This window comes from Marinospirillum alkaliphilum DSM 21637 (assembly GCF_900119735.1).
GTDB lineage: Bacteria > Pseudomonadota > Gammaproteobacteria > Pseudomonadales > Halomonadaceae > Marinospirillum > Marinospirillum alkaliphilum.
This window is the reverse complement of record NZ_FPJW01000011.1, coordinates 67552-93386: the sequence shown is the minus strand read 5'-3', so window position 1 is coordinate 93386 and position 25835 is coordinate 67552. Positions and strand designations below refer to the sequence as shown.

At 54.8% G+C, this 25835-nt stretch carries 29 protein-coding genes; 15 read left to right on the top strand and 14 right to left on the bottom strand.

From position 1 onward, the window contains the following. Positions 1-3 precede the first annotated feature (3 nt). From rlmB to dnaB, 6 genes are all read left to right on the top strand, one after another. A complete protein-coding gene (rlmB, locus tag BT114_RS13520) occupies positions 4-813 on the top strand; it encodes a 23S rRNA (guanosine(2251)-2'-O)-methyltransferase RlmB (protein WP_084662272.1) in 810 nt (269 codons plus the stop codon). 194 nt (positions 814-1007) lie between these two features. Then, positions 1008-1415 carry a 30S ribosomal protein S6 gene (rpsF, locus tag BT114_RS13515; protein WP_072327020.1) on the top strand — a complete coding sequence of 136 codons (408 nt, stop codon included), beginning with the start codon at positions 1008-1010 and terminating at the stop codon, positions 1413-1415. A 23-nt stretch (positions 1416-1438) separates the two neighbouring features. Further along, on the top strand, positions 1439-1666 hold the full coding sequence (gene rpsR, locus BT114_RS13510; protein ID WP_072327019.1) for a 30S ribosomal protein S18: 228 nt from the start codon (positions 1439-1441) through the stop codon (positions 1664-1666). A gap of 51 nt (positions 1667-1717) precedes the next feature. Further along, complete coding sequence (locus BT114_RS13505; protein ID WP_143142845.1) at positions 1718-2587, top strand: hypothetical protein; 870 nt, start codon at positions 1718-1720, stop codon at positions 2585-2587. Between the two features lie 18 nt (positions 2588-2605). Beyond that, positions 2606-3055 carry a 50S ribosomal protein L9 gene (gene rplI, locus BT114_RS13500; protein ID WP_072327017.1) on the top strand — a complete coding sequence of 150 codons (450 nt, stop codon included), beginning with the start codon at positions 2606-2608 and terminating at the stop codon, positions 3053-3055. Positions 3056-3154: 99 nt separating this feature from the next. Further along, on the top strand, positions 3155-4564 hold the full coding sequence (gene dnaB / locus BT114_RS13495; protein WP_072327016.1) for a replicative DNA helicase: 1410 nt from the start codon (positions 3155-3157) through the stop codon (positions 4562-4564). On the opposite strand, the gene BT114_RS13490 is transcribed toward dnaB, so the two are convergent. Both BT114_RS13490 and BT114_RS13485 read right to left on the bottom strand, forming a co-directional pair. Continuing rightward, entirely contained in the window at positions 4565-5041 is a 477-nt protein-coding gene (locus tag BT114_RS13490) for a hypothetical protein (RefSeq protein WP_072327015.1), read from the bottom strand. A gap of 33 nt (positions 5042-5074) precedes the next feature. After that, positions 5075-5407 carry a DUF3392 domain-containing protein gene (locus BT114_RS13485; RefSeq protein WP_072327014.1) on the bottom strand — a complete coding sequence of 111 codons (333 nt, stop codon included), beginning with the start codon at positions 5405-5407 and terminating at the stop codon, positions 5075-5077. 230 nt (positions 5408-5637) lie between these two features. Between BT114_RS13485 and trpB the strand changes: the two genes are divergently transcribed. Continuing rightward, positions 5638-6819 (top strand): tryptophan synthase subunit beta, encoded by a 1182-nt coding sequence (trpB, locus tag BT114_RS13480; RefSeq protein WP_143142844.1) that lies wholly within the window; start codon positions 5638-5640, stop codon positions 6817-6819. A gap of 106 nt (positions 6820-6925) precedes the next feature. Then, positions 6926-8551: a methyl-accepting chemotaxis protein gene (locus BT114_RS13475; RefSeq protein ID WP_072327012.1), complete on the top strand. Its 1626-nt coding sequence runs from the start codon at positions 6926-6928 to the stop codon at positions 8549-8551. On the opposite strand, the gene BT114_RS13470 is transcribed toward BT114_RS13475, so the two are convergent. After that, entirely contained in the window at positions 8538-9323 is a 786-nt protein-coding gene (locus BT114_RS13470) for a hypothetical protein (RefSeq protein WP_072327011.1), read from the bottom strand. The genes BT114_RS13475 and BT114_RS13470 overlap by 14 nt on opposite strands. Before the next feature lie 209 nt (positions 9324-9532). Here BT114_RS13470 and BT114_RS13465 point away from each other — a divergent pair, with 209 nt between their 5' ends. Continuing rightward, positions 9533-10309, top strand: a complete 777-nt coding sequence (locus BT114_RS13465) for a response regulator (RefSeq protein ID WP_072327010.1) — start codon at positions 9533-9535, stop codon at positions 10307-10309. 6 nt (positions 10310-10315) lie between these two features. Here the strand turns inward: BT114_RS13465 and BT114_RS13460 are convergent, their stop codons facing one another. The 8 genes from BT114_RS13460 to BT114_RS13425 form a co-directional block, all read right to left on the bottom strand. After that, a complete protein-coding gene (locus BT114_RS13460; protein WP_072327009.1) occupies positions 10316-11104 on the bottom strand; it encodes a thiosulfate oxidation carrier protein SoxY in 789 nt (262 codons plus the stop codon). A 35-nt stretch (positions 11105-11139) separates the two neighbouring features. Further along, positions 11140-12159: a YeeE/YedE family protein gene (locus BT114_RS13455; RefSeq protein ID WP_084662270.1), complete on the bottom strand. Its 1020-nt coding sequence runs from the start codon at positions 12157-12159 to the stop codon at positions 11140-11142. Then, the gene (locus tag BT114_RS13450; RefSeq protein WP_072327008.1) at positions 12160-13479 is read right to left on the bottom strand and encodes an FCSD flavin-binding domain-containing protein; all 1320 of its coding nucleotides are present in this window, start codon (positions 13477-13479) and stop codon (positions 12160-12162) included. A gap of 15 nt (positions 13480-13494) precedes the next feature. Next, positions 13495-13824, bottom strand: a complete 330-nt coding sequence (locus tag BT114_RS13445; RefSeq protein ID WP_072327007.1) for a c-type cytochrome — start codon at positions 13822-13824, stop codon at positions 13495-13497. A 129-nt stretch (positions 13825-13953) separates the two neighbouring features. Further along, positions 13954-14727, bottom strand: a complete 774-nt coding sequence (locus BT114_RS13440; RefSeq protein ID WP_072327006.1) for a ferredoxin--NADP reductase — start codon at positions 14725-14727, stop codon at positions 13954-13956. 140 nt (positions 14728-14867) lie between these two features. Beyond that, positions 14868-15887, bottom strand: a complete 1020-nt coding sequence (cmoB, locus tag BT114_RS13435) for a tRNA 5-methoxyuridine(34)/uridine 5-oxyacetic acid(34) synthase CmoB (RefSeq protein WP_072327005.1) — start codon at positions 15885-15887, stop codon at positions 14868-14870. Beyond that, entirely contained in the window at positions 15884-16639 is a 756-nt protein-coding gene (gene cmoA / locus BT114_RS13430) for a carboxy-S-adenosyl-L-methionine synthase CmoA (protein WP_218163518.1), read from the bottom strand. Before cmoA ends, cmoB begins: the two co-directional genes overlap by 4 nt. Positions 16640-16644: 5 nt before the next feature. Further along, complete coding sequence (locus BT114_RS13425) at positions 16645-17715, bottom strand: class I SAM-dependent methyltransferase (protein WP_084662268.1); 1071 nt, start codon at positions 17713-17715, stop codon at positions 16645-16647. 326 nt (positions 17716-18041) lie between these two features. On the opposite strand from BT114_RS13425, the gene BT114_RS13420 reads away from it, so the two are divergent. From BT114_RS13420 to BT114_RS13410, 3 genes are read left to right on the top strand one after another with little or no spacing between them, the layout of a single operon-like run. Next, a complete protein-coding gene (locus BT114_RS13420; protein ID WP_072327004.1) occupies positions 18042-20234 on the top strand; it encodes a TRAP transporter permease in 2193 nt (730 codons plus the stop codon). A gap of 17 nt (positions 20235-20251) precedes the next feature. After that, complete coding sequence (locus BT114_RS13415) at positions 20252-20704, top strand: universal stress protein (protein WP_072327003.1); 453 nt, start codon at positions 20252-20254, stop codon at positions 20702-20704. 43 nt (positions 20705-20747) lie between these two features. Next, on the top strand, positions 20748-21755 hold the full coding sequence (locus BT114_RS13410; RefSeq protein ID WP_218163517.1) for a TAXI family TRAP transporter solute-binding subunit: 1008 nt from the start codon (positions 20748-20750) through the stop codon (positions 21753-21755). Between the two features lie 82 nt (positions 21756-21837). Here BT114_RS13410 and BT114_RS13405 read toward each other — a convergent pair whose 3' ends face one another. The 3 genes from BT114_RS13405 to BT114_RS13395 all read right to left on the bottom strand — a co-directional run bounded on the left by BT114_RS13405 (position 21838) and on the right by BT114_RS13395 (position 23996). Next, entirely contained in the window at positions 21838-22107 is a 270-nt protein-coding gene (locus BT114_RS13405; protein ID WP_072327002.1) for a late competence development ComFB family protein, read from the bottom strand. 26 nt (positions 22108-22133) lie between these two features. After that, positions 22134-22976: a CheR family methyltransferase gene (locus tag BT114_RS13400; protein WP_072327001.1), complete on the bottom strand. Its 843-nt coding sequence runs from the start codon at positions 22974-22976 to the stop codon at positions 22134-22136. 81 nt (positions 22977-23057) lie between these two features. Then, the gene (locus BT114_RS13395; protein WP_072327037.1) at positions 23058-23996 is read right to left on the bottom strand and encodes a chemotaxis protein CheV; all 939 of its coding nucleotides are present in this window, start codon (positions 23994-23996) and stop codon (positions 23058-23060) included. A 187-nt stretch (positions 23997-24183) separates the two neighbouring features. Here BT114_RS13395 and flgA point away from each other — a divergent pair, with 187 nt between their 5' ends. From flgA to BT114_RS13380, 3 genes are all read left to right on the top strand, one after another. Continuing rightward, positions 24184-24807: a flagellar basal body P-ring formation chaperone FlgA gene (gene flgA, locus BT114_RS13390; RefSeq protein ID WP_245770450.1), complete on the top strand. Its 624-nt coding sequence runs from the start codon at positions 24184-24186 to the stop codon at positions 24805-24807. Between the two features lie 113 nt (positions 24808-24920). Further along, complete coding sequence (flgM, locus tag BT114_RS13385) at positions 24921-25211, top strand: flagellar biosynthesis anti-sigma factor FlgM (RefSeq protein ID WP_084662266.1); 291 nt, start codon at positions 24921-24923, stop codon at positions 25209-25211. A 124-nt stretch (positions 25212-25335) separates the two neighbouring features. After that, positions 25336-25827, top strand: coding sequence for a flagella synthesis protein FlgN (locus BT114_RS13380; protein ID WP_072326999.1), 492 nt, complete (start codon positions 25336-25338; stop codon positions 25825-25827). Positions 25828-25835: the final 8 nt, after the last annotated feature.

The following is a 25835-nucleotide window of genomic DNA, read 5'->3' as shown; positions in this document are numbered from 1 at the left end:
TCAATGAGTAAGGAACGCAACAGGCACAAGCCGCGCGGTAATAAACCCGGTCGTGAGCGTCCGGTGGTGGAGGCGGGGCAGGCACAGGTGTTTGGTTTGCATGCCGTGAACAGTCTGCTGCGTCATCAGGCTGGCCGGGTGCATGCCTTGCAGGTGCAGGAAGGGCGGCGTGATGCACGCATGCAGGAAGTGCTCGACCTGGCGCAGGCTGCCGGCATTGCGGTGAGTGAGTGCCCGCGGGAAACGCTGGATCAGTTGACGGACGGGGTGCACCAGGGGGTGATTGCGCTGGTGGAGCCGCGTCAGGCAGGCAGTGAAAGTGATCTGGAGCAGCTGCTGGAGCAGGCTGCAGATAAACCGTTATTGCTGCTGGTGCTGGATGGTGTCACTGATCCACATAATCTGGGAGCTTGCATTCGCACCGCTGATGCAGCCGGTGCGGATGCGGTGATTGTGCCGCGAGACAAGTCGGCCGGTCTGAATGCCACGGTGCGCAAGGTGGCCTGTGGGGCTGCTGAGAGTGTGCCGTTGATTCAGGTGACCAATCTGGCGCGCACGCTGCGTAGTCTGGCTGATTATGGCGTGTGGGTGCTGGGTACTGCCGGTGAAGCCGAGCAGTTATTGTATCAGGTGGATTTAAAAGCTTCGCTGGCGCTGGTGATGGGTGCCGAGGGTCGTGGCATGCGCCGTCTGACCCGTGAGCATTGTGATCAGTTGGTGAAGTTGCCGATGGCGGGTGAAGTTTCCAGTCTGAATGTGTCGGTGGCGGCTGGTGTGGCACTTTATGAGGTGGTGCGTCAGCGACTGGTTTAAGTGGCTGTTCTGGTTGCGGCCACCGGGCATTAAAGGGTAGAATTTCGCGCTTGTCTGGGTAGCTGTCGGAAATTGGCTCAGGCAGGCGGTGGATTTTTCTGCCGTCAACATGCAGTTTCCTCCTTGCTTTTCATTTTGCGGCAGGCTTTTGATGTCGCGGGGTGGAAGGCTGTCAAACCGTAAGGAGCATATCAATGCGTCATTATGAAATTGTTTTCATGGTTCACCCCGACCAGAGCGAGCAGGTTCCTGCCATGGTCGAGCGCTACACCACTCTGGTTACTGAAAACCAGGGCACCGTTCACCGTCTGGAAGACTGGGGCCGTCGTCACCTGGCTTACCCAATCGACAAGATCACCAAGGCTCATTACGTACTGATGAACCTGGAGTGCCCGGAGAGCGTGGTTAACGAGCTGGAAGAAATCTTCCGCTACAACGATGCTGTAATCCGCAACCTGATTATTCGCACCAACGAAGCGGTGACCGAGCCTTCCCCGATGAAGTCCACCGAGTCCCGTGAAGATCGCCGCCGCGACGACCGTGATGATCGTGAAGATGATCGTGACGACCAGTCTGACGATGATTCTGAAGACGCCGAATAACCTTTTAAATCAGGAGAAGCATCATGGCCCGTTTTTTCCGTCGCCGTAAGTTCTGCCGTTTCACCGCTGAAGGCATCGAACAGATTGATTACAAAGATCTGGACCTGCTGAAAGGCTACATCACTGAAACCGGCAAGATTGTTCCCAGCCGCATCACTGGCACCAAGGCCAAGTACCAGCGTCAGCTGTCTACTGCCATCAAGCGTGCCCGTTTCCTGGCACTGCTGCCTTACTCCGACAGCCACGAGTGAGTTTGAGGGGCTGAGGCCCTGATACTTATGCGCGCCGTAGCCGAATTTGTCATGAAAAGCCGCGGTAGAGCCATTGGCTCTGCCGTAGCGACGGCCTTTGTGCCGGTTCTTTCGCTGGTCAGCTGTGCCATTGTGGCGCTGGTCTGGCTGCGTATGGGACGCAATGAAGGCATCAAGGTGTTGCTGGCGGCTGCCATCCCCGGCCTTTATTACTGGCTGGGATTGGGTAGCCCGGATGTACTGCTGGCGCTGATTGGTGCAGCGGTGTTGGCTGAGGTTCTGCATTCACAGCAGGGCTGGAGCCGCATGTTACTGATTGGTGCGTTTCTGGCGTCACTGGTTGCACTGAGTGTGCAGTGGTTGTCGCCAGATATGCTGCGAGAAGTGATTAATCTGTTGCTGGATCAGGGTGGCCTGGCTCAGCAATACAATCTGAGTGCCTCTGACCAGGAGCAGTTGCGGCTGATGTTTGGCCTGCTGCTGAATGGTGTCATCACTGGTGTGCAGTTGATCATGCTGATTGTCAGCATGGCACTGGCGCGGTGGTGGCAAGGTCTGTTGTATAACCCCGGTGGTTTTCAGCAGGAATTTCATGCACTGAGATTACCGGCCTGGTCTGGCCTGGTGCTACCACTGGTTATGGTGGTGGTTGCTTCCGGACAAAGCTGGTTGATGCCGGTGATTCCGGTGCTGGTGGTGCCACATCTGATTGCGGGACTGGCACTGATTCACGGTATTTTCGGAATCAAGCAGTACAACAGTTTCTGGCTGGGCCTGTTGTATGTCACGCTGTTGTTTGCCCTGCCTTACATGAGTGTTCTGCTCGTACTGATCGCCCTGGCGGACAGTCTGATGAACTTTCGTCACCGACTGGCCCCACCGCCACCGCCGCCACCACGCGACGGGGATGGTGAGTCCTAACGTCTTGAGGATATAAACATGCAAGTTATTCTGCTCGAAAAAATCAATAAGCTGGGTGCACTGGGCCAGGAAGTTAACGTAAAAAACGGTTACGGCCGTAACTACCTGATCCCCCAGGGCAAGGCTGTACCTGCCACTGCTGCCAACCGTGAAGTGTTTGAACAGCGCCGTGCGGAACTGGAAGCTGCTTCCGCTGAGCGTCTGGCTGCTGCCCAGGCTCGTGCTGCCAAGCTGGACGCACTGGAGCGTGTGACCATCGCTTCCAAAGCGGGTGACGAAGGTAAACTGTTCGGCTCCATTGGTGCCCGTGACCTGGCTGAAGCTGCCACTGCTGCTGGCGTTGAGCTGAGCAAGAGCGAAGTTCGCCTGCCAGAAGGCCCGCTGCGCACCACTGGTGAATTTGAGATCCAGGTTCACCTGCATGCTGAAGTTGAAAGCGTACTGCGCGTTGCCGTAGTTGCAGAGTAAGTTTCAGGCAGTAAACTGAGCCGAACCGGTTACTGACCGGCCCCGGTTTCTGATCAAGGCACAGGGGTCGTCCTGTGCCTTTTTCATTTGAGGATCAGCATGGATACCACCCGCTTCAATGATGATAAGGAAGCAGCTGCCATCAAGCTGCCGCCCCATTCCATGGAGGCTGAGCAGTCCGTACTGGGCGGGCTGATGATTGATAATGCTGCCATGGACGGTGTGGCAGAAATGCTGGTTGAAGCAGATTTTTACCGAGGTGAGCACCGCCACATTTTCAGCGTGATGCAGGAGTTGGCTGGCCGCAGCTCACCTTTTGATCCAGTGATTCTGTCAGCAGAATTGCGTTCCCGTGATTTGCTGGATAAGGTGGGTGGAGACCCCTACCTGATTGAACTGGCACGTAACACCCCCTCCACCAGCAACATTCTGGCTTATGCACAGATCGTGCGTGAGCGCTCGGTGCGTCGCAAACTGATTCAGGCCGCCCGCCGTATTGCTGACTCAGCTTATAACCCGGAAGGCCGTACCTCCGATGAGTTGCTGAATGAAGCTGAGCGTGAGGTGTTTACCATTGCCGAGGAGCGCCCGAAATTTGGTGGTCCGCGTAGCATTCAGGATGTGGCCGTTGGCCTGCTTGATAAATTGCAGGAAATGGATGGCAGTGAATCCGGGATTACTGGTTTAACCACCGGTTTCAGGGATCTGGATGCAATGACCTCCGGATTGCAACCTTCGGATCTGGTGATCATTGCCGGTCGTCCCTCCATGGGTAAAACCACCTTTGCCATGAATCTGGTGGAAAATGCCATGATGAACACTAATAAGGCAGTGGTGGTGTTTTCCATGGAGATGCCTGCAGAACAGCTGTTGATGCGTGTATTTTCATCATTGGGTCGGATCGATCAAACCAAGGTTCGCACTGGTCACCTGGGTGAAGCTGACTGGGATCGCATCGGTTCAACCCTGTCCCTGCTGAAAGACAAGAAGCTGTTTATTGATGACACCCCGGGTCTTTCACCCAATGACATGCGTACCCGTACACGGCGTATTGCCCGTGAAAACGGTGACATTGCCATGATCATGGTGGATTACCTGCAGTTGATGCGGGTACCGGGCAACAGTGAAAACCGCACCGCTGAGATTTCCGAGATTTCCCGCTCGCTAAAGGCGCTGGCCAAAGAATTTCAATGCCCGGTGGTGGCCCTGTCGCAGTTGAACCGGGGTCTGGAGCAGCGCACCAACAAGCGCCCGATCATGTCGGATCTGCGTGAGTCTGGAGCCATCGAGCAGGATGCTGACGTGATCGGTTTTGTTTACCGGGATGAGGTGTATCACCCCGAGAAGGAAGGCAATAAAGGCCTGGCTGAAATCATCATTGGTAAACAGCGTAACGGGCCGGTTGGCAGTGTGCATCTGTTGTTCACCGGGCGTTTCACCCGTTTTGATGATCTGGCACCGGAAAGTTATGCCCAGTACAAAGAAGCGGGCATGATTTACAGCGAGTGATCAGCAGATCAGGCAGCGGCTACGGCGTCGGTCATAGTGCTGCTCAATGGCTGCAAAGGCTTCCGGTTCAGTAAAAACACCCATCCATTCATGCCGCAGATCAGCGGCATAAATCACTTCCACCTGATGCTTCTGCTCTAGGGGTCTAACGCCATAACCGCTCCAGGCGCTCCCCAGTTGCCCATGAAAGGGTGGTGGGGTGAGTTGCTGGGGTTGTTCCAGCCAGGCATGCAGAGCTTCCGGGTCTAAAGGCAGTTGTACTGTGGTGGCGGGGTTTTCCAGAAAGCGCACCTGCTGTGCTGCCAGGCTGCCGGGATCACTGAACGCGCCGAGATGCAGGGCTTGTGGAGGCGAATCAGTGGCCGCTCGGCTGGCATAAAGATACCAGCAGTGAGGGGTTTGCACCCGCCAGAACTGCCAGTCCGGGTTTTCGCGGCTGTCCAGAGGTTCTGGTATCGATAACGATGTGGGTGCCATGGTCTTCTCTATATCAGTGAATGCTTATGTATTCTACATCTGATGTTTGCGTTCTGCCAGCCAGCCAACAAACAGGAAGATGCCAACAACCAGTGGCGCCAACCATTTAACGTTGACCAGAGAAAACCAGCCAGCCAGCACTGGTGTAAACAGCACGGTTAAGGCACCGTAACCGAATGCACACATGATGACAAAACCGATCAGGCGAACAAAGCGTGGGTAGGGTTTGAGCTGGCGTTTGACAAAACGGTTGATGTCATCGCCGTAGATCACCAGCAGGGTGGCAATCAGGGCCAGGGTAATGTTGCCCATGTGGGAGCGAGCCCAGAGGCCGGAGCGCAGCAGTATTTCGTTGATAATATCCATGAGTTGATCCGCAAGGTCAGTCCAGTGGTGAAAGCACTGCTGGAATGATAGGCGTCTGGTATTGGAGTGCAACAGGGATATTCAAAAATTTGTTACACCCTGGCTATTGGAGGTGAGAGACTGTCAGGTTAGAGTAGCAAGGTTACATAATTTTAACTTTTATCAAGCTCAAGGCGCTTCGCACGATGAATTCGGCAAATAACCAGACAAAAAAAACGCCCAGTGAACTGATGCTTCCCGATGCAAATGGTTTTTTTGGCCCCTACGGTGGGCAGGCGGTTCCGCCGCATTTAAAAGCCATCATGGATGACATCGCAAAAGCCTATCTCGAAATTCGTGAAACCCAGGCCTATCAGCAAGAGCTGATGGAGTTGTATCAACACTATGTTGGACGCCCCAGCCCGATTTATTTTGCGCGTCGGCTGACGGAAGCCTGTGGCGGAGCAAAAATTTATCTGAAGCGTGAGGACCTGAATCACACCGGTGCTCACAAGATCAACCATGCGCTGGGTGAAGCCCTGTTGGCCAAACACATGGGTAAAACCAAGGTGCTGGCTGAAACGGGTGCCGGGCAGCATGGTGTGGCCATGGCCACTGCCTGCGCCCTGGTGGGCCTGCCTTGTGAAATTCACATGGGGGCCATTGATGTGGCCAAAGAACACCCGAACGTCACCAAGATGAAAATCCTGGGTGCCAGATTGATCAGTGTGGAAACCGGCACCCGTACCCTCAAAGACGCGGTCGACAGCGCTTTTGAAGAATACATGAAGGACCCGGACAATTTCTTTTATGCCATCGGTTCGGTGGTGGGTCCGCATCCCTTCCCGATGATGGTGCGTGACTTCCAGTCCATCATTGGCCGCGAAGCGCGTCAGCAGTTCCCTGCGCAGACCGGCAAGCTGCCCGACTACGTGGTGGCTTGTGTGGGCGGTGGTTCCAATGCCATGGGTCTGTTCTCCGGTTTTATGGACGATGAAGCAGTAAAACTGGTGGGTGTGGAACCTTCCGGTCGCGGCCTGGGCAAGGGTGAGCATGCAGCAACACTGACTTATGGCAAACCGGGTACCATGCACGGTTTCCATTCCTATATGCTGCAGGATGAGCAGGGTGAGCCTGAGCCGGTTTATTCGATTGCCTCGGGCCTGGATTATCCATCGGTAGGACCACACCACAGTTATCTGAAGGATCTGGGTCGTGCTGAATATCACGCAGTGGATGATACTGCTTGTCTGGATGCCTTTATGAAACTGTCACGTCTTGAAGGCATTATTCCTGCCCTTGAATCAGCACATGCGGTAGCCTGGGCGATGCAGGAAGCCAGGCGTCTGGGACCTGATGCAAGTGTGCTGATTAACCTGTCTGGTCGCGGCGACAAGGATGCTGACTTTGTGGCGGAAAAACTTGGGCTTTGATGCCCGGGTTTTGGCCTGTGTCATGGATTCCTTTGCCTGAAACAGGGAATATGGGAATTTTATGTCCTTGTCTGATGCAAGTCAGGCAACTGACGGAGAAACCTGAATGAATAACTGGTTTGCTAACAGCTCGATCCAGACCAAGGTGAACGCAGTGCTGCTGGCCGTGTTGCTGGTGGTCATGGTGGTCTCCATGCTGTTCACCATTCGTAGTGAACGAGCCATGGTGGAAGAGGCCATGCTGCAGAATGTCCAGGACATGGCTGATAGCTATCTGGATACATTAAACATCATGATGCTGACCGGTACCCTGGCGCAGTTTCGTGAAGTGCATCGAGACAAGGTATTAAGCCAGCCGGGCATCACTGAGGCGCGGGTGCTGCGTGCAGAGCCGGTTCGTCGTTTCTTCGGACCGGGTACCGATGTGGATCAGCCGCGTGATGAACTGGATCGCCGTGCACTGGGCGGTGAAGCCATTCAGATGATTCAGAATACTCCTGATGGCCGGGTGTTAACGGTGCTGCGCCCGGTGATTAACCAGACGGATTACCGTGGCACCAACTGCATGACCTGCCACGTTGGTACAGAAGGTGAGCTGTTGGGTGTGATTCGTTTGAGTTATTCCCTGGCGGATCTGGATCGTCGTATCAACCTGAACCTGTTGCAGTTGGGTGGTATCCAGCTGTTGTTGTTTATTGGTGGTCTGATCCTGATTTCCATGGTGCTCTACCGCATGATTCTGCGTCCACTGCGCTACCTGCGCCGGGCCATGCAGCAGGTGGAGGATCATTCTGACCTGACCATTCGGGTACATACCGTGCGGACCCAGGATGAGATAGGCACCCTGTCAAAAACCTTCAACACCATGCTGGAGCGTTTTTCCGCCAGTATGCGTCAGGTGGCATCAACAACCCGTACTTTGAAGTCTTCAGCCCACACCATTGCCACTGTTGCTGATCAGACTGTGCAAGCAGTTAACGATCAGTATGCAGAAACCGAGCAGATGGCCAGCTCGATGGAACAGATGCAGGCCAGTGCACAGAATGCCCGTGAGCATGCCGTGCGTACTTCTCAGGCATCCTCGGAGGCTGATGCAGAAGCAGCATCCAGCCGTGATCTGACACGGGAAAGCATTTCCGGTATCCATCAACTGACCGAGCACCTGGAGCGGGCTTCCAGCGTGATTCAGGAGCTGGATCATTACAGTGATGATGTTGGCAAAGTGCTGGAAATCATTACCGGTATTGCTGAGCAAACAAATCTGCTGGCGCTGAATGCTGCCATTGAAGCAGCACGCGCCGGTGAAAGTGGTCGTGGTTTTGCAGTGGTGGCTGATGAAGTGCGCTCACTGGCCAACCGTACCCATGAGGCGACCCAGGAAGTCCGTCGCACCATTGATCGCCTGCAGGAGGAAGCCAAGGGTGCGGTTGAGATGATGGAAACAGCCCGCCTGAGTGCTCAGAAGAGTGTTTCTGATGTGGAGCGTGTGGGTGAGTCACTGACCAACATTGCCGATGCAGTGAACAACATCAGCAGCCTCAACACCCAGTTGGCACAGGCCGCTGATGAGCAACAGGACGTGGCTGGTCGGGTGAATGCCCAGGTGTCTCATATCGGAACACTGGCACAGCAGGCTTCGGCGGATGTAACCAAGTCCTCACAAGTCAGTGAAGACCTGGTGCAGCTGGCGGATCACCTGGAAAAGCTGGTGGATGGTTTTAAACTGGATTGATGCCTTTGCTGCCCACTACATCACCAACGGTTGCCATGAAGTAAACCGGGTCGAAGGAAGGGGGCAGCTTTTCATGGATAATGAAGTACATGAATACTGCATGCAGCGCGCCAAAACGGTAGAACACCCCGTTGGTGCAACGACTGATCCAACCGGGTTGGTGACGCTGCAGGCGCAGTTTGCTCTTGGCTGCCCCGAACAGATAACCGTAGGTGGCACCGATGATCTTCTGATCAGTGCGAAGGCTGCCGTTCTGCACCTGCTCTTTGGAAATCCTCACCGCATCACGAATCGACCGACTCAGGGAAAAAGCCAACTGACGACTGACATTGCCTTCAGCCTTTTTCAGTACCAGTCGGTGTTTTTCTGCCAGCACCGCATGTGCCTTGGCCAGGTGCAAGTTGATATGGCCACCGGCAGTGCGGCGATAAAACACATGCTCACTCAGGTGGGTAAATAACCCACGGCGATTAAAAAAGCTGACGCAGCGATGTACTACATCCTTGAAGGAAAAGAAGGGCATGGTGGCCATGGGTACAACAACAAGCAGGGTGGTCAGCATGCCAAAGGTCAGCACCAGCGTTCGGCGCTTGAGGATCATGCCTTCAAATAGTCCAAACAGCAGCAGGGATAAGGCGGCCAGTACCAGCAAGGCAAGCATCAGGGTGTTCAGCAGGTGATAAACCAGAAAGTGGCGTCCTTCCTTACTGGAAAGGATGGCCGTTAAAAAGCGTCGTGTTTGATCAAGTCGAAAAACGAGTTCGGATGCCATCTTTGGGTTTCTCCTGAAAACTGCCGGAGCCGTCCAAGGTGTGCCGGGAAAGCTGAAACAATTGGATGTTAATAAGCAGGTTGTGAACTGTTGCACGTATTCTACCAAAGAAACCGTGTATCAGGGTGATTTATGGTGTAGGGGGCTATGCTAACAGGCCAGACCCTTTTAGACTTAACCAAATATTTTGCTGAATCCGGGACGAGACGATGCTCGATAAAGATGTGGCACTGGTTGTGGATGATTCGGCAACGGCAAGAACGGCCATTACCAATGTGCTGAGGGATCGCTTGTTTTGCAAGGAAGTGATTGAAGCTCACGATGGGCAAGAAGCACTGCGCCTGCTGAAGCAGCGCCCGGATGTAGACTGGATTTTCTGTGACTGGGAAATGCCGGTGATGTCGGGTGATCAGGTGCTGGCAGCAGTGCGTGAAAACCCGGAAACCAGCCACTTGCCGTTTATCATGATTACCTCCAAGGGTGATCGCGATTCTCTGGTGACGGCGGTGCAGTTGGGTGTGACCTCGTTTGTAGTCAAACCTTTTACTGCCAAGAAGCTGGTGGAAAAGGTGTTTCTGGCGCGTGGTCGGATGGAACGGCGTAATGCTGAGCGGGTGCGTGCCGCCAAAGGCCAAAAGGTGGCGCTGAAGCTGAGTAGCGGCGGTGAGTTGATTGAGGCTGATCTGGTCGATGTGTCCCTGTCCGGCATGCTGATGCTGGCGGATCATGATGCCTTGCGCCAGGTCACTGTGTTTGATGCGGTGCAGATCCGCATTGAAATGCCAGGCAGTGGCACCCACACGGTGATGCCCTGCCAGGTGATCCGGCTGGAAGCTGATCCACTGCATCCGTCAAGAACGGAACAGATCCGCGTCGCCACCCGCTTCCAGCCCATGGATGGTGAAACCCGCAGGAAGCTGGTTGAGTACATTGAGTTGACCAGTCGCCGGGCAGCTTCCACTACCCGCTCTGAGGCTGTCGATTAAACCCACTCAGCGTAAGCTGATTTCCCTTGCTTCTTCTAGCTGCTGCTTCTGCTGGTCAGTCCAGCGGAAGCGAGCCATGGCATTTTGATCCGTTTTCAGATGCAGCCTGACATAGGGGTTGGCAGAAGTGCCGGTGTAAAAGCGCGCTTCAAATACCGGTTGTTGATCCAGCTCCAGCACCATATTGTGAATCAGGTTTTGTGGCAGCAACTTGCCATCTGCAGCCTTTCTCAATCCCGTTTCCATCGGGTGACTGATCAGGGTTCTGATTTCAATCGGTTGGCCAGCCTGCAGGCGCCGCGGTAACGCAATACGCGGATTCTGCATGCCTGCATCAGCCTGTTCGTCACTGCGCATCAAACAGCCACTAACAGTGACTCGTACTTCGCGCTCAGCAACCCACTGACGGCCATTACGACTGGTGGCCAGCGCAATCACATTCTGGGTTTCGTTCAGTCGTACCCGCGTGGATAAATCAGCCAGGCTGCGGGCATCATGAAAGATAAAATCGATGATTTCTGCGTTGGGGTTGGCGGTGGCAAAAATCCGGATGGATTCAAGCTGATCGCCCTCTGCCAGGCTGCCGGTGAAGCGCACTGAAAGTGGTACTGCGGAGCCGTCTTCCGACACCAGTGGTAGTTCGAGTTGCAGACCTTCGCTAGCGGGGGTGCCTTTGATCTGGGCCTGAACCGGAGCAAACTGCTGCCAGGATGCGGCCTGCAGTGGCAGGCTGATCAGAAAGGCCAGCAGCAGTGCAGCCAGTGGCAATAAAAAGCGTGTGTGTATCTGGATCATGGCGGTTGTTCCAATCCGGGTGAAAGCAGCCGGGTTCAACTGCAGTGACGACGTATACCCAGCCAGGCACCCAGCAGAATGCCTGACAAAGCCGCAAAGCTTGCCAGAGCCAGGGTGGAAAATCCAGTCAGCGCCTGACCAAAGGAGCAGCCTAGTGCCAGAACACCACCACAACCCATCAGCAGGCCACCAGTGATACTGCGTTGCATCTGGCCGATGGAATCAAAGGCCTGCCAACGAAATTCGCCACTCAGCAGTGACCGCAGCAATGCACCGATCAATACACCAGCAACCAGAACCACACCGAACCCAAGGTGTGTACCTGTGGACAGCATCATGTACTGCTGAGTTTCAGCAATTGGTGCAATAAAGGTCAGTGAGGCCAGTCGCATCGGGTTGAAGTCATCCGCGCCCACGACCCCCGTCAGCCACCAGCCAGCAGGGACCAGCAAGCCGATCACCAGTCCACCGGTCAGCTCACGGGGCGATTGCAAGAGTTGGCTGCGGTAAAACGCAGCAAATAGCAGCAAGGCAACCAATGGCAGGGTGAAAACAGCGGGTAAAAGCGTTAACGGCAGATTGGTTCGGGTCAGGTCTTCCAGTGCCACCCGCAAGGGAGCCAGTAGACCCGACAGGGTCATGCCAGCGGCCAGCGCCAGGCAGAACAGGGTCAGCAGTGAACGCAGATTGCCGCTGCCCAGCAACACCAGGCTGCGAGCACCGCAGGCATTGGCCAGTACCATGCCATAACCAAACAAAACGCCACCGATGACCAGCAAGGGCAGCGAGGCCGCCGATTGGGCATAAAGTGAGTTGCCCAGATTCACCCAGTCCAGTGCCACCAGTAACTGGCTGCCAGCAAGGGCAACCGCCATGGCCAGCAGGAAGGCTTGCAACTTGCGACGATCACCCTGTTGACGTGCTTCAATCATGCCGCGCAACAAACAGAAACGACTCCACTGGGCAATGCTGCCCAGCAGCAGTCCCAGTAGAGCTGTCCCCCACAGCGCCAGGCGCTGTGGGTCATCCAGCAGGTCGTAAAACAGATCGATCATTTACAGACGGGTGCCCCAGGTGTCCTGACTGATGGCATTGTACCAGCCTACAGCATAAGCAGCCTCATTGCGGCGGAAGGATGCTGCTGCACCAGCCGGGCTGACACCACCGGAACCGGGGGTTTCAATGATGCGACTTTCATCGTTCAGACGATAAACACCCGCTACGGAAATGCCGTAATCCGGGCTGATCAGGCTGTAACAGGTGTTGGCCCAGAAAGGATCAGCGGTGTCGGTGCCTTCCAGTGAGGCCACGATGGCGGCAGCAGCCACCTTGCCCTGGGCGTTGGCTGCAAAGCCGGATTTGGGCATCGGGGCGGCTACGGTGGCATCACCCACCACATAGATGTCTTTCACCCGTTCGGATTCAAAGGTGCGCGGATTCACCGGTACCCAGCCACTTTCATTGGTGACACCGGCGCGCTCGGCAATAAAACCGGCCTTTTGCGGCGGGATCACGTTAAGTACGGAAGCCTTGTGGCGGGTACCGAATTCAGTGACCACTTCACGGCGGGCGGCATCCACCTGCACCACACGACCATCATTGGAGAGGCTGACCCACTCAATGCGATCACCATAAACTTCTTTCCAGGCTGAAGTGAACAGGCCCTGTTTGGAGAAGTTGTCCTTGGCATCCAGGATCAGCACCTTGGAGCGGGGTTTGTGCTGGCTGAAGTAGTGGGCAATCATGCTGGCACGCTCATAGGGTCCGGGCGGGCAGCGGAAGGGGTTGGCCGGTGCAGCCATGATGTAAACACCACCGTCTTCCATGGCTTCCAGTTGGCGACGCAGCAGCAGGGTCTGAGGACCGGCTTTCCAGGCGTGTGGAGCCAATTCTGCCGCTTGCTGGTCATAACCTTCGATGGCATTCCAGCGGAAATCAATACCGGGTGACAGCACCAGGCGGTCGTATTGCAGTGTGCGACCGGTGGACAGGCGCAGGGTATGGGCAACCGGGTCAACATCTTCGGCCAGGGCATGAATCACCCGTACACCATAAACCTGCTCCAGTTCACGGTAGTTGTGACTGATGGTGTCCATGCTGCGTTCTCCTGCCAATACTAGATTGGAGAAGGGGCAGGTGTAAAAGGTTTTGCTGGGTTCAACCAGGGTTACATCAATGGCTGGATTGCCACGCTTGATGTATTTGGCGGCAGTGGCACCGCCAAAACCACCACCCACCACCACCACACGACCGGCGGTGCCATTGGAGATGGCCGTAGCGCCGCAGGCACTCAGCAGCGGCAACAGGGATGCAGCACCGGCACCTTTCAGCAGGTTGCGGCGGGAGACCAGGTGTTTGTTCTGTTCAGTCGTCATCAGAGGCATCCTTGATCAGCGGTTGATGTTGGCAAAATAACGAGCCAGGATGGCCAGCTCTTCATCGGTATAACCCCGGGCCAGGCGATCCATCACGGTGGCGTGTGGCATTTCCCCACGCTTGAAGGACAACAACTGGGACTCAAGAACACTGGCCGGGCGTCCGGCAATGGCAGGAATACTCCCCGCCAGCTTGCCGTCCGTGCCGTGGCAATTGGCACAGGAGCTGGCCAGCAGTGCAGCCTGGCGCTGTTCGGCAGTGGCGGCGGCATGCAGAGGAGAGACAGCAGCCAGGCCAAGCAGCCCAGCAAAAGCCAAGTGAAGCAGGTGTTTGTGCGGTGTCATGGGTTTGCCCTGTTCTGACGTTATAACGGAATGATGTGACTCTAACGCAGCAGAAAAAAAGCGACAAAGAATAAATAACTATCCTTTTATCGCTTTTGGGAATAAAGCGACCATTGTTAATGCTTCCGCTCAGTCAACAAAAGCCCGCTCGATCACATAATCACCGGCATCACCCATGCGTGGAGAAATATGGAAACCACGGGCATCCAGCATGGCACTGATGTCTTTTAACATGGCTGGGCTACCACAGATCATGGCACGATCGGTTTCCGGGTTGAGTTCCGGCAGGCCCAGATCACGAGCCAGTTGACCGCTGGCGGCCAACTCGGTGATGCGACCTTGATGTATAAAGGGTTCACGGGTCACGCAGGGGTAGTAGATCAACTGGTTGCGGATCTGCTCGCTGAGGTATTCGTGTTCCAGCAGTTCACCGGTGATGAATTCGCGGTAGGCCAGATCCTTTTCATGACGAACGCCGTGCAGCAGTACCACCTTTTCAAAGCGCTCATAGGTATCCGGGTCCTGAATCACACTCAGAAAGGGGGCCAGGCCGGTGCCGGTGCTGAACAGGTAAAGGTTGCGACCGGGCTTTAGATCATCCAGTACCAGGGTACCGGTGGGCTTGCGGCTGATCATCAGGGTGTCACCCTTCTGCAAGTGCTGCAGGCGTGAGGTGAGCGGGCCGTCCGGCACCTTGATGCTGAAAAACTGCAACTGTTCTTCATAGTTGGGGCTGGCGATGCTGTAAGCGCGCATCAGCGGGCGACCGTCCACTTCCAGGCCGATCATTACAAATTGACCATTCTTGAAGCGCAGTCCGGCATCACGGGTGGTGGTGAAACTGAACAGCCGGTCTGTCCAGTGGTGAACACCGGTCACTTCTTCAGCATAAAACTTGCTCATTACAGCTCCTCGCACAACGCATAAAGCCCAGTAAAAAGATCAGCTATTCTAGCGATAGACCATCAGATGTGCGAAATGGTTTGTTTTTATAACCTTATGCTGTTTTTTGGTGGGCTTGTTATTTCCTATTGAGCTAACGGTTAGGGTTTTCGAGCCAGCAAGATGGCCCGCAAGGGTGCCGGATGCCCTTCACGGGTCAGGTGTGGGTGGTCCGGATCAAGAAAGTCACTGAGTGACATGAAAGTCATCCAGTCAGTGCTGCGCTGTTCTTCCACGCTGGTGCGGTTCAGATCCACACAACGGACATCGGTGAAACCACAACGACGCAACCAGCGCTCCAGCAGCGGCACTGAGGGCAGGAACCAGACGTTGCCCATGGCGGCATAACGATCTTCCGGAACCAGGCAGGTCTGTTCATCACCATCCACCACCAGGGTTTCCAGCACCAGTTCACCGCCGGTGCGCAGGCAGTCTTTTAATTCCAGCAGATGATCAATCGGTGAGCGGCGGTGATAAAGCACCCCCATCGACAGGACCGTGTCAAAGGCTTCCAGTTGTTCCGGTACGGCTTCAATCCCCAGCGGCAGGTGATGGACCTCGGGCAGGTCTTCCTTGCCCATCAGTTTGCGTACTGCTTCAAACTGGGCAAAAAAACGCGGTGAGGGATCGATGCACAGGGTAAAGGCGGCACCAGCTCCGGCCAGTCGCCAGGCGTGATAACCGGAACCGCCGCCGACATCCAGCACCTTGCGGCCACGCAGATCACTCAGGTGAGGGGCCAGCCGGTCCCATTTAAAATCGGAGCGCCATTCGGTATCTATGGTGGTGCCCTGTAACTGGTAAGGCCCTTTGCGCCAGGGCATCAGGTCTCGCAGCAGGCCTTCAATCATGCGTTGCTGGCTGTCGGTCAGGGGTTCATCACCCAGCAGGCGACCGTCATCAGCCCCCACAGCGGCAGTGTTGAGCTGCAACCGGGCACGTTGAATGTCCGGCAGTTTGTTGATGCGTTTCCACCAACCGGCAAACTCTGGGTGACGCTGCAGGTCCAGTGCCTGTTGCAGTTGTTCGGGCAGACGGGCCAGCCAGCGGTGAAAACCGGGGGTTTCACGCCCCAGCAGGGCAAACTGGCGGTAGATGGCAGAAAAATCTGGGCCTTTCACAAAGGGTCTCCCTTGATGGCCAGGAAGGATGCAAAGTTCAGGTACTGGAACCACTGGCTGCAGAAGCTGAAGCCACAATCCTGCAGGCGTTGCAGCTGGACTTCTGCGGTGTCCGTGCGCAGCACATCTTCCAGTGCCGTGCGTTTCTGGCTGATTTCCATATCGGAATAACCGTTGGCGCGTTTGAAATCATGGTGCAGTTCATAAAGCAGCTGTGCCTGACGTGGATCACTGAAGTGCACCTTTTCGCTGAGGATCAATGCCCCGCCCGGGCGCAGGGCCTGAAACAGCCGCTGCATCAAAGGCAAGCGATCTGCCGGGGGCAGGAACTGCAGGGTGAAATTCAGCAGGATCAGGTCACAGGGCTGATAGTCCAGTGTGCGGATGTCCGCACAGACCACTTCAACCGGGCGTTGTGGCAGGGTTTCTGCCAGCAGGCTGCGGCAGCGTTCACTCATGGCCGGGGAGTTGTCCACGGCGATCAATTCCAGTTGTTGCAGGTGATCCAGCTGCTGCGCCACGCTGAGGGTGGCAGCACCCAGTGAGGCACCCAGGTCATACACCCGACCGGCTTCCGGCACATAACGCCTGGCAATCACACCCGCCATGCCAAGGATCTGCGAGTAACCGGGCACCGAGCGTTTGATCATGTCCGGAAACACCTGCACCACCTGTTCATCAAAAGAAAAGCTGGCGAGGCGATCAAGCGGATTGGCAAAAAGGGCGTCGCGAGGAATTGAATTTTTGTTCATCAGTGTCACCGGATGGCCTGGTAAACACGGAATTTACCGGTTTCAGCCAGAATGTTAAAACTGCCGAAAGCCTGTTGCAAAAGGTCGGGGTAGGGCAGAAAGCGATTGGCAACCAGCCACAGTTGTCCTCCTTTACGCAGGTGGGCCGGGGCTTCAAGAATCAGGCGTCGGGCCGGGCCGTAATCGGTGGCTTTGCCGGTGTGAAAAGGTGGGTTGCTGAGCAGCAGATCAAATCCCCCAGCAGGTGTGTGGGATTCCACACCCTGAAATACATCAGCAGGCAGCACCTGCCCTGACAGCTGGTTCGCCTGGAGTGTTGCACGGGTGGCGGCCAGGGCAAAGCCACTGACATCCACTGCAGTGAGTTGCCAGTGGGGTTGGTGTTTCAGCAGCCAGGCCCCCAGCAGTCCACAACCACAACCTACATCCAGCAGTTGGTTGCCTTGCAGTTGGCTGTGGTGTTCTTTAAGGGTCTCCAGCAATAAAGCTGACCCTTCATCCACTCGGCCATGACTGAACACACCGGGTTGGCTGGCCAGTTGCAAGTCAGCAGGTCCTGGCCAGTAGTGCAGGGGGTTGGTGCCAGAAGCTGTTTTCAGATCAAGCAGGTTCAGGTCATCCGGCTGGAGTTGCCAGAGGGCACAACGGCGGGCTGAGTCCAGTTTGGCAATTCGGCACTCCCGGTCTTGCAGTTGTTTTGCCAGCGCCTTGATGCCGCCCTGGGTTTCACCAGCCAGCAGCAGTGTTGCCGGTTGCAGCGTGGGCAGTTGTTGCAGCCACCACTCACCCTCCTCACGCGACTTGGGCCAGCACACCAGGGTCCGGCCTGGCAGTTGGGTGGGGGTGGTGTCACTGACAAAGTGGCTGGTGATGCCTGCTTGCAGTGCCAGTTGGTGCGCACGCCAGTCAGCCGTCCAGCTTTGCAGTGGCTGCCGGTGCTGAGAAAAAAAACGGGCCAGACCGAGCCAGTCCAGTGCTGCTGGTGCTGCAATTAAATTCAGGGGTTGATCCTGCCATTGTGCCAGTTGCCGGAACAGAAACTGGTTCAAGGGACTATCAAAACTTGTGCTGGACATGGCGACCCTGGCTGGACTCTGCTAGATAAAAGAGACTGGCTGAAAAAGGCTGCTAAAGATAGACCTTTTGGTCGGTCTTGACCAGTCTGGGTGCCATTGAGGCTGGTGTGCGGATTCCCGCACAAAGTGGTTTTTTCAAAGGGTGGAATACCGCATGAAATAACAGAAAAGCGCCTGCGACCTAAGTCTAAAGTCTTGGCTGCAGGTCCCGTCATTAAAGCGTCATTAAAACATGGCACGCGGTTTGCGTTATGCGTTGGGTTAGAAATGTGCAGGGTTTAAAAGCTGTTGCATAACAAAAGCCTTAACCAGGAAAACTCATCACCATGTCCGATCTAGACAAGTCTCTTGAAGGTCTGAGCGAAGAAGAAAAAAAGAAGCTCAAGGAGCTGATGGAAAAGGATGCCAAATCTGAACGTCAGCTGGCAGGGCCCTGGGCCTGGTTAGTGGCATTACTCGGCGCTGCAATGGTGCTGATCTACTTTTACGGTGCAGGGTTTGCCGCACTGAGCACTCAGTATCACCTGGGTGTGTATGTGTTGATCACCTTTGTGCTGGTGTTCCTGCTTTATCCTGCCGGAGATCGGCGTTACCAGGTTGCCATGGCCTTGCTGGGTGGCGGTCTGTTGTCCGTCATCGTCAGCAGTTTCTGGGTTTTTGAATCCCCTTTTGAACTCTATCGCCAGATTCAGATGTTCACTGAAATCTGGGGTTATGACGGTCTGGGTGTGGCCGTCAGCGAGGAGCTGGGTGCCCTGAAGTATACCCTCTTGCTGATGTTGCCTTTTGCCGCGCTGCTGGTTTTTGTTGATGGCCTGATCCTCAGGCACTTTCCACGCAGTCCCTCAGCCACCGATGTGGTGATGGCGCTGATCATCGCTGCGGCGGTGATCTACTGGATCAGCCAGTTTGAGCAGCTGAACTATCGTGCCGGTGCCGAGCATGAACTGGATATGCTGGTCAGTATTGTTGGTTTGATCCTGTCACTTGAAGTTTGTCGCCGCGTGCTGGGCTGGTCGATCACCCTGATTGGTGTAGGCATGATTGCCTTTGCGCTGTTCGGACCGCATCTGCCTGATCTGTTTGCACACCGGGGTTTCCGTTTTGAGCGCCTGGCGACTTCGCTGTTCCTGACCACCAACGGGGTTTTTGGTGTGATGGCCAGTGTGCTGGCGACCTATGTCATTCTGTTCATCTTTTTTGGCGCCTTCCTGCAGAAGTCGGGTGCAGGCAAGTTCTTCATTGAATTACCACTGGCGCTGGCCGGTCGTTCCACCGGTGGTCCGGCCAAGGTAGCTGTTATTTCTTCTGCGCTGTTTGGTTCAGTGTCCGGTAGTGCCATTGCCAATACTGTTTCTTCCGGCTCCTTCACCATTCCGATGATGAAGCGTGCCGGTTTCAAACCTCATGTGGCTGGTGCCATTGAGCCTGCTGCTTCCATCGGGGGTATGTTCCTGCCGCCGATCATGGGCGCGGGCGGCTTCCTGATGGCCGAGCTGACCGGTATTCCTTACGCCACCATCATGCTGTTGTCGATTGGTCCGGCTGCGCTGTATTTCCTGTCGATCTATTTCATGGTGCATTTTGAGGCCAAAAAGAATGGATTGGCTGGTATCAAGGGTGAAGAAATTCCGCACTGGAAAACAGTACTCAAGTCCGGTTGGTACTTTGCATTGCCGCTGGTGATCATCACGGTGCTGCTGTTGTCTGGTCGTTCAGCTGGTAATGCTGCCTTCTGGGCTACGCTGTCCTGTATTGCTGTCAGCTGGGTGAATAAGGAAACCCGCATGGGGCCGAAGGAGATCTGGGAAGCGATTCAGATTGGTGCCCGAAATACCCTGATTGTCGGTGCCACCATTGGTGTGATAGGTGTCATTGTTGGCACCATTTCCCTGACAGGCATGGGTCTGAAGTTCTCGGATCTGGTGATTTCCATGGCAGGTGGCAGCTTGCTGGTGGCACTGGCACTGATTGCCCTGGCATCGCTGGTGTTGGGCATGGGGGTACCGGTGACAGCCGCTTACCTGATTGTGGCGGTACTGGCAGTGCCTGCACTGGGTGAGTTTGGTATCGCAGTGATTGCCGCTCACATGATCGTTTACTGGCTGTCTCAGGATTCCAATATCACACCACCGGTTTGTGTGGCGGCTTATGCCGGAGCGGCCATTGCTGGCTCTGACCCCTGGAAAACCGGTTGGACCTCCTTCAAGTTCGCCAAGATGCTGTATGTGATGCCGCTGCTGTTTGCCTTTGTTCCGGCCATTCTGATGGACGGTACGCTGCTGCAGATTCTGCAGGCTTATTTCTCGGCCACGCTGGGTACCATTGCCTTTGGCGCCTTTGCCATGGGTTACCTGCGTCGCAAAACCAGCTGGTTTGAATGGGGTGTGCTGGGACTGGGTACTTTCCTGCTGTTCTGGCCGAACCTGCTGACTGATGCTGCTGGTCTGGGGCTGGTGGCGGTGGTCTGGTGGTTGCAGCGTGATGCTGCCAATCATCCGCAGGTTTCTGCACCCTGATAACAAGGAGACATCTGATGGCTGAATACAAAACCCTGTTGTTTGCAACGGACTTTTCTGAAGGAGCTTCCAAGGCTGCAGATCATGCCCGCAGTCTGGCAAGTCTTTGCAAGGCACGCCTGCACCTGCTGCACGTGATCACTGAGTTGACGGATAAACGCCGTCGTCGCTTGCCTGCTGAGGTGGTCAACACCTTTGTGCGGGAAGTTGAAACCCATGCACTGGAAGACATGCATGCTTTCCGTGACAAGTATTTTGCTGATGCTGCTGAAGCTGGCTATGAGGTCACCACAGATGTGGTGATCGGTTCCGGTTTTCAGGAGATCCTGAAGCAAGCTGAAATCATTGGTGCCGATCTGATAGTGATGGGTACCCATGGTCGTACCGGCCTTGAGAAAGTGCTGGTGGGGTCTACTGCGGAAAGGGTGGTGCGCCAATCCATCATCCCCGTATTGACCATTCGTGAGTGAAGACTCAGACAACACTAAAAAAAGACGAGGAAATAACATGTTCATGAAAGCAATGAACCTCACCCAGTTCTTCCGTAAGCCCGCTACTCTGGCTGCGGCAGCGGTTACTGCTGTAGCTCTGGCTACTGCACCGACTGCGGATGCCCGCACCGAGCGTCTGGCCTTCTCCGGTGGTCCGGATGGCGGTACTTTCCAGTACTTCTCCAACGGCATTGCCACCCGTCTGTCTCGTGTGCTGGATGGTGTGGATGTATCCAACATGGCTTCTGCCGGCTCTGTAGAGAACCTGCGCCGTGTAAACTCCCGTGATGCAGATTTTGGTATTGTTTACTCTGGTGACCTGTTCCTGGGTATGAATGGTCAGCTGACCAACGACACGCGCCGTTATCGCAATGTGCAGGCGGTTGCCTACATGTTTGGTGCGCCGGCTCACCTGATTGTGTTGGAAAACTCTGGTATCAACAGCCCGCAGGATCTGGTTGGTAAGCGCGTCGCGGTGGGTCCGGCTGGTTCCGGTGCTGCTGCTTCTGCACAGCGTTATTTTGAAGGTCTGGGTCTGTGGGATCAGATTCGTCCCCAGTACATCGGTTACAGCCAGGGTGCCTCTGCCATTGGTGACCGCCAGATTGATGCCCTGTGGGTATTTGCCGGTTTCCCGAATGCTTCCGTGATTCAGGCCGCTTCCTCCAACCGCGTGCGCATCCTGCAGACCTACGAAGCCGCCAAAGCGGGTAGCCTGTTCAAGGATCATCCCTACTACGCACAGGTCACCATTCCTGCTGGCACCTATCCGGGCGTGGACTACGACGTTGTGACCATTCAGGATTCTGCCCTGTGGGTAGCGGGTCGCCACCTGTCTGAAGAGCGTATGTACCAGGCGGTCAGCCAGATTTACTCTGAAGAAGGCTTGAGCTTCATGCGCAGTGTTTCCGGTGCAGCTCGTGCCATGAGTGTTGAAGGTGCCCTGACTGGTATCGTGACCCCGGTTCATGCCGGTGCCAAGAAGTTCTGGACTGAAAAAGGTTTGACACTGACTGCTGATCAGCAGTGATCGGTTGATCCGGTAAAAAAGGGCGCCCTGGTGGCGCCCTTTTTTATGGTTTTGTGAGCCGGTTTTACTGGCGGAGTGGGGTTCAGTCCGGTTCGTGAGGGTAGGCATCAACCTGCTTGATGGCCTCACCCAAAGCAGCTTTCAAGCGATCCTGAATACTGATGATGTCGTCTTCGGCCATGTAGGCGGTGGCATCCACATCAAAACGGACATAAAAGCTGGGTAACTGATTCAGGGTCAGGCAGATGACGTCTTCAACGTAGTCGGAGCTTTTACCCCTCAGGCGTGGGTCCGTGTTGATCAGTGATTTCAGCTCTGTTTCATAATAGTTGTGGACGTTTTCAGTCACCATGCTGCACCTCTTTTCTGATCATCGGTTTATTTGGCGCGATAGATAATACCGGGTTTGCACTGCACCATTTCATACAGGTCAGGCATGTTGGAGAGGGCTTCCGATGCGCCTAAAAACAGATAACCACCCGGTTTTAATGTACCGTGGATACGGCGCAGAATGTCTTTTTTCAGATCTGCCGAGAAGTAGATCAACACGTTGCGGCAGAACACGATGTCAAAGCGTCCCAGCATTGAATAGCTGTGCAGCAGATTCATCATGCGAAACTCCACCCGACGTTGAATGCTGGGGTTGACCTTCCAGCGGCCTTCACCGGTCTGGGTGAAGTGTTTGGTGAGTCGATCCTTCGACAGGCCGCGACCGATGGCCAGCATTTCGTAGGTGCCTGATTTGGCCTGAGTCAGCGCTGATGTGGAAATGTCGGTGCCAATGATCTTTTCACCGGCCTTGAGTGCTCCGGGGTTCTTGCTGCGAAACTCCTCAATCACCATTGAAATGGAGTAGGGCTCCTGACCGGTGGAACTGGCTGATGACCAGATCTTCAGTTGTTCTGCCGGACCGAGCTTGGCGGCTACTTCAGGCAGAACACGGTTTTCAAGGATGTTGAAGGGATGAACATCACGAAACCAGAGGGTTTCGTTGGTGGTCATTGCGTCAACAACCGCTTCTTTCAGCCCGGAGCGAGGATTGCGCTGCATTTCCCGCATCAAATCGGTCAGACTGGCCAGTTGTTGCTGGGCCATGATTTTGCCAAGCCGACTGGTGACCAGGTACTGCTTGTTGTCGCCCAGCAGAATACCGCAGGCTTCCTGCAGAAACTTGCGGAAGGCTTCGAACTCCTGGGGGCCTAAGGTCTTGCTGATCGACATCCTTCACCGCCAATTTATGGGATTAGAGTACAAAGGATCAATCATGATAGTAACTTACGCCAGGCAAAGCTACGACTTGCATCACACTTTCATCCCGGCTGCCTTGCGGATCTGCCCAACAACCACTCGCGCCAGCTCGTCTGCATCGTATTTTGCCAGGAAAAAGTTTGCCCCTACCTTCTTGACCATGGCTTCATTAAAAATGCCACTTAATGAAGAATGGAGCAACACCGGTAATTGCGCCAGACGTGGATCCTGCTTGATCTTGTTGGTCAGGGTATAACCATCCATTTCCGGCATTTCAATATCGGAAATGATCATCAGGAACTCGTCAGCAACATCCTTGCCGTCATCGGCCAGATTGTTCAGGTACTCCAGCGCCTCGCGGCCATTGGTCAGGCTGGTGAAGCGAACACCGGTTTCACTCAGGTTGCGTTCCACCTGATGGCGGGCAACACTGGAGTCATCGACCAGCAGGATGTGAAACTCGTTGGCAATGGCCTTGATGTCTTCGGTCAGCACCTCGGAAGAAACACCCTGGGCAAAAGGATCAACACTGGCGATAATCTTTTCGACATCAATGATTTCGATCAGCTGGTTATCCATCTGGGTGACTGCGGTCAAAAAGCTTTCACGGCCGCTTCCCTTGGGTGGTGGATGGACCTCTTCCCAGTCGATGTTAACAATGCGATCGACTTCACGGACCAGGAAACCCTGAGTTCGGCGGTTGTATTCGGTTACAATGACAAAATGGGTTTCGGGCTTTTCCATGGCGGGTTGGCGAATGGCCATGCCCAGATCAACAATCGAGATGGTGCCATCCCGCACATGAGCAACACCGCGCACCTCCGGGGTGTGATGAGGCAGGTTGGTGAGGCGGGGGCAGGGAATGATTTCCTTTACCTTGAAGACATTGATGCCATAAAGTTGTCTGCCATTGAGACGGAAAAGCAGCAATTCCATGCGGTTGCCGCCAGCGATTTTGTTGCGTGCGGCCAGCTTGCCTGCAGAGTTCGTCATAATGCGCTCTTCTGAAGTTGAACGGATGGTTTGCATGAACCTTGCCTGAGAGTATAAACCCGTGTTGCCAAGATTTCTAAAGTTCCTTGCAGGATACTCTGTTATGTCAGGTAAGCGTTTTTCGAATTGTGTTGTGCTGCTGTTGCTGCTTGTGCTGGTTTCACCGCTCCATGCACAACAGCAGGATATGAGCCAGATACAACAGCAGGCAGCCAGTTGGCTGGATCGTCAGTTGAAAGGGCAGCCAGGGCGTTATGAGGTGCAGTTTTCTGCGCTGGATCCGCGCTTACGCCTTGCTGCCTGTCAGACCCCGCTGGATTTTGAGCCGCACGGTACTTCTGAGTTACGAGGCCGTGTGAATCTAAAGGTCAGCTGCCTGGATCAGGACTGGTTTATTTATCTGGCTGCAGATGTTCGCCGTTTTGTTCCTGTGGTGGTCGCTCGTACTGCCTTGCCCAGAGGTGCAGCCTTATCGCCATCCATGTTGTCCATTCAGGAGATGGATGTTTCCAGGGTAAGGGGGAACTATTACACTTCCATCAGTGAGCTGAATGGCATGCAACTGCGTAATCGAGTGCGTGCTGATGAGGTGATCACTAATGTTAATCTGATGGCTGCCGATGCTGTAAATCGTGGCGAACAGGTGGTGATTGTGGCCACCAGTGGTAGTGGTACCCTGGGGGTTCGCATGGCGGGTGAAGCGCTGGATAGCGGAAAAATTGGTGATCAGGTGCGGGTCAGGAATCTGCAGTCAGGCCGGGTGATTCGAGCTTTGGTGGTTAGTCGGGGCGTGGTTGAGGTTAGATTCTAAGCGGTGGTTCTGGCGTTTCCTGTGACTTGCTGTAAAAAAGTACTAAAGTTTTCATGAAGTCGGTCGAAATACTCTGGTAAGAGCAATTTGATCTGATTATACGGGATACCCTTATGGCTATCGAACTCAATGGAATTAGCAGCAACCCTGGCTTGCGCGTCAAGGGGAGCGATCAGTCTGCATCGCGCAGCAGCGGCGGCGCTCAGGGTGCTGAAGCAGCTCCCCCCGGTGCTGATCGTGTGCAGCTGAGTGCAGAGGCACAGCACCTTCTGAAGAGTGATGAAGAAGCCTCTTTTGATTCTGCTCGTGTTGAAGCGCTGAAAAAACAGATTGCAGATGGCAGCTATCAGGTTGACTATCGCAAGCTGGCTGCAAATCTGATGAATCTTGAGTCCAGACTCTAAGCTGAGTGATCTGAGGCTTTTGCAAAATTAAAAGAACCTGCCCGGCATAGCGCCCGGCAGGTTCTTTTTTATGGGGCGGTGTTCCGCTACACTGCAGCCAGTACAACCTGACGGAGACGCAAGAGTGTCCAGACCTGCAGCGCAGATATTCAAGGACTTACTGCTCAAGGCCATTGGTAATCTTCAGCAGTTGCTGAAATTGCTCGAGCAGGAGCGTGAGCTGTTGCAGCAGCCTCAATCCGACTCTGGCGCCGTGGAAGCCATCACCGCTGCCAAAAACCAGTTGCTGGAGCGGATTCAGCAGGATGTGGATGAGCGCTGTGCTTTTCTCGTTGAACAACAACTGACACCAGATATGGACGGTATGGATGCATTCTTTGATGGCTTGCCTCCTGCGGCGGCCGTTGCTTTGCGCAAGGGATGGAATCAACTGGTTGAATTGCTGGAGCTGGTCAAGGAAGAAAACCTGAAAAATGGGCGATTGATTAATCGTGCAGTTCAGCACTTTGATATGTTGTTGAATGCCATGAAGGTTTCTCAAGGCAAGGTCAGGGTTTATAACCCGGCTGGCGGGGCTGGCGATTTGAATATTCCAAGAAATCTCGGTAAAGCCTGAGGTGGGCA

What these genes read in the sequence shown, in the direction of transcription:
- rlmB (WP_084662272.1), top strand. Translation starts at nt 4, where the DNA reads ATGAGTAAGGAACGCAACAGGCACAAGCCGCGCGGTAATAAACCCGGT.
- rpsF (WP_072327020.1), top strand. Translation starts at nt 1,008, where the DNA reads ATGCGTCATTATGAAATTGTTTTCATGGTTCACCCCGACCAGAGCGAG.
- rpsR (WP_072327019.1), top strand. Translation starts at nt 1,439, where the DNA reads ATGGCCCGTTTTTTCCGTCGCCGTAAGTTCTGCCGTTTCACCGCTGAA.
- BT114_RS13505 (WP_143142845.1), top strand. Translation starts at nt 1,718, where the DNA reads ATGAAAAGCCGCGGTAGAGCCATTGGCTCTGCCGTAGCGACGGCCTTT.
- rplI (WP_072327017.1), top strand. Translation starts at nt 2,606, where the DNA reads ATGCAAGTTATTCTGCTCGAAAAAATCAATAAGCTGGGTGCACTGGGC.
- dnaB (WP_072327016.1), top strand. Translation starts at nt 3,155, where the DNA reads ATGGATACCACCCGCTTCAATGATGATAAGGAAGCAGCTGCCATCAAG.
- BT114_RS13490 (WP_072327015.1), bottom strand. Translation starts at nt 5,041, where the DNA reads ATGGCACCCACATCGTTATCGATACCAGAACCTCTGGACAGCCGCGAA.
- BT114_RS13485 (WP_072327014.1), bottom strand. Translation starts at nt 5,407, where the DNA reads ATGGATATTATCAACGAAATACTGCTGCGCTCCGGCCTCTGGGCTCGC.
- trpB (WP_143142844.1), top strand. Translation starts at nt 5,638, where the DNA reads ATGCTTCCCGATGCAAATGGTTTTTTTGGCCCCTACGGTGGGCAGGCG.
- BT114_RS13475 (WP_072327012.1), top strand. Translation starts at nt 6,926, where the DNA reads ATGAATAACTGGTTTGCTAACAGCTCGATCCAGACCAAGGTGAACGCA.
- BT114_RS13470 (WP_072327011.1), bottom strand. Translation starts at nt 9,323, where the DNA reads ATGGCATCCGAACTCGTTTTTCGACTTGATCAAACACGACGCTTTTTA.
- BT114_RS13465 (WP_072327010.1), top strand. Translation starts at nt 9,533, where the DNA reads ATGCTCGATAAAGATGTGGCACTGGTTGTGGATGATTCGGCAACGGCA.
- BT114_RS13460 (WP_072327009.1), bottom strand. Translation starts at nt 11,104, where the DNA reads ATGATCCAGATACACACACGCTTTTTATTGCCACTGGCTGCACTGCTG.
- BT114_RS13455 (WP_084662270.1), bottom strand. Translation starts at nt 12,159, where the DNA reads ATGATCGATCTGTTTTACGACCTGCTGGATGACCCACAGCGCCTGGCG.
- BT114_RS13450 (WP_072327008.1), bottom strand. Translation starts at nt 13,479, where the DNA reads ATGACGACTGAACAGAACAAACACCTGGTCTCCCGCCGCAACCTGCTG.
- BT114_RS13445 (WP_072327007.1), bottom strand. Translation starts at nt 13,824, where the DNA reads ATGACACCGCACAAACACCTGCTTCACTTGGCTTTTGCTGGGCTGCTT.
- BT114_RS13440 (WP_072327006.1), bottom strand. Translation starts at nt 14,727, where the DNA reads ATGAGCAAGTTTTATGCTGAAGAAGTGACCGGTGTTCACCACTGGACA.
- cmoA (WP_218163518.1), bottom strand. Translation starts at nt 16,639, where the DNA reads ATGAACAAAAATTCAATTCCTCGCGACGCCCTTTTTGCCAATCCGCTT.
- BT114_RS13425 (WP_084662268.1), bottom strand. Translation starts at nt 17,715, where the DNA reads ATGTCCAGCACAAGTTTTGATAGTCCCTTGAACCAGTTTCTGTTCCGG.
- BT114_RS13420 (WP_072327004.1), top strand. Translation starts at nt 18,042, where the DNA reads ATGTCCGATCTAGACAAGTCTCTTGAAGGTCTGAGCGAAGAAGAAAAA.
- BT114_RS13415 (WP_072327003.1), top strand. Translation starts at nt 20,252, where the DNA reads ATGGCTGAATACAAAACCCTGTTGTTTGCAACGGACTTTTCTGAAGGA.
- BT114_RS13410 (WP_218163517.1), top strand. Translation starts at nt 20,748, where the DNA reads ATGAAAGCAATGAACCTCACCCAGTTCTTCCGTAAGCCCGCTACTCTG.
- BT114_RS13405 (WP_072327002.1), bottom strand. Translation starts at nt 22,107, where the DNA reads ATGGTGACTGAAAACGTCCACAACTATTATGAAACAGAGCTGAAATCA.
- BT114_RS13400 (WP_072327001.1), bottom strand. Translation starts at nt 22,976, where the DNA reads ATGTCGATCAGCAAGACCTTAGGCCCCCAGGAGTTCGAAGCCTTCCGC.
- BT114_RS13395 (WP_072327037.1), bottom strand. Translation starts at nt 23,996, where the DNA reads ATGACGAACTCTGCAGGCAAGCTGGCCGCACGCAACAAAATCGCTGGC.
- flgA (WP_245770450.1), top strand. Translation starts at nt 24,184, where the DNA reads ATGAGCCAGATACAACAGCAGGCAGCCAGTTGGCTGGATCGTCAGTTG.
- flgM (WP_084662266.1), top strand. Translation starts at nt 24,921, where the DNA reads ATGGCTATCGAACTCAATGGAATTAGCAGCAACCCTGGCTTGCGCGTC.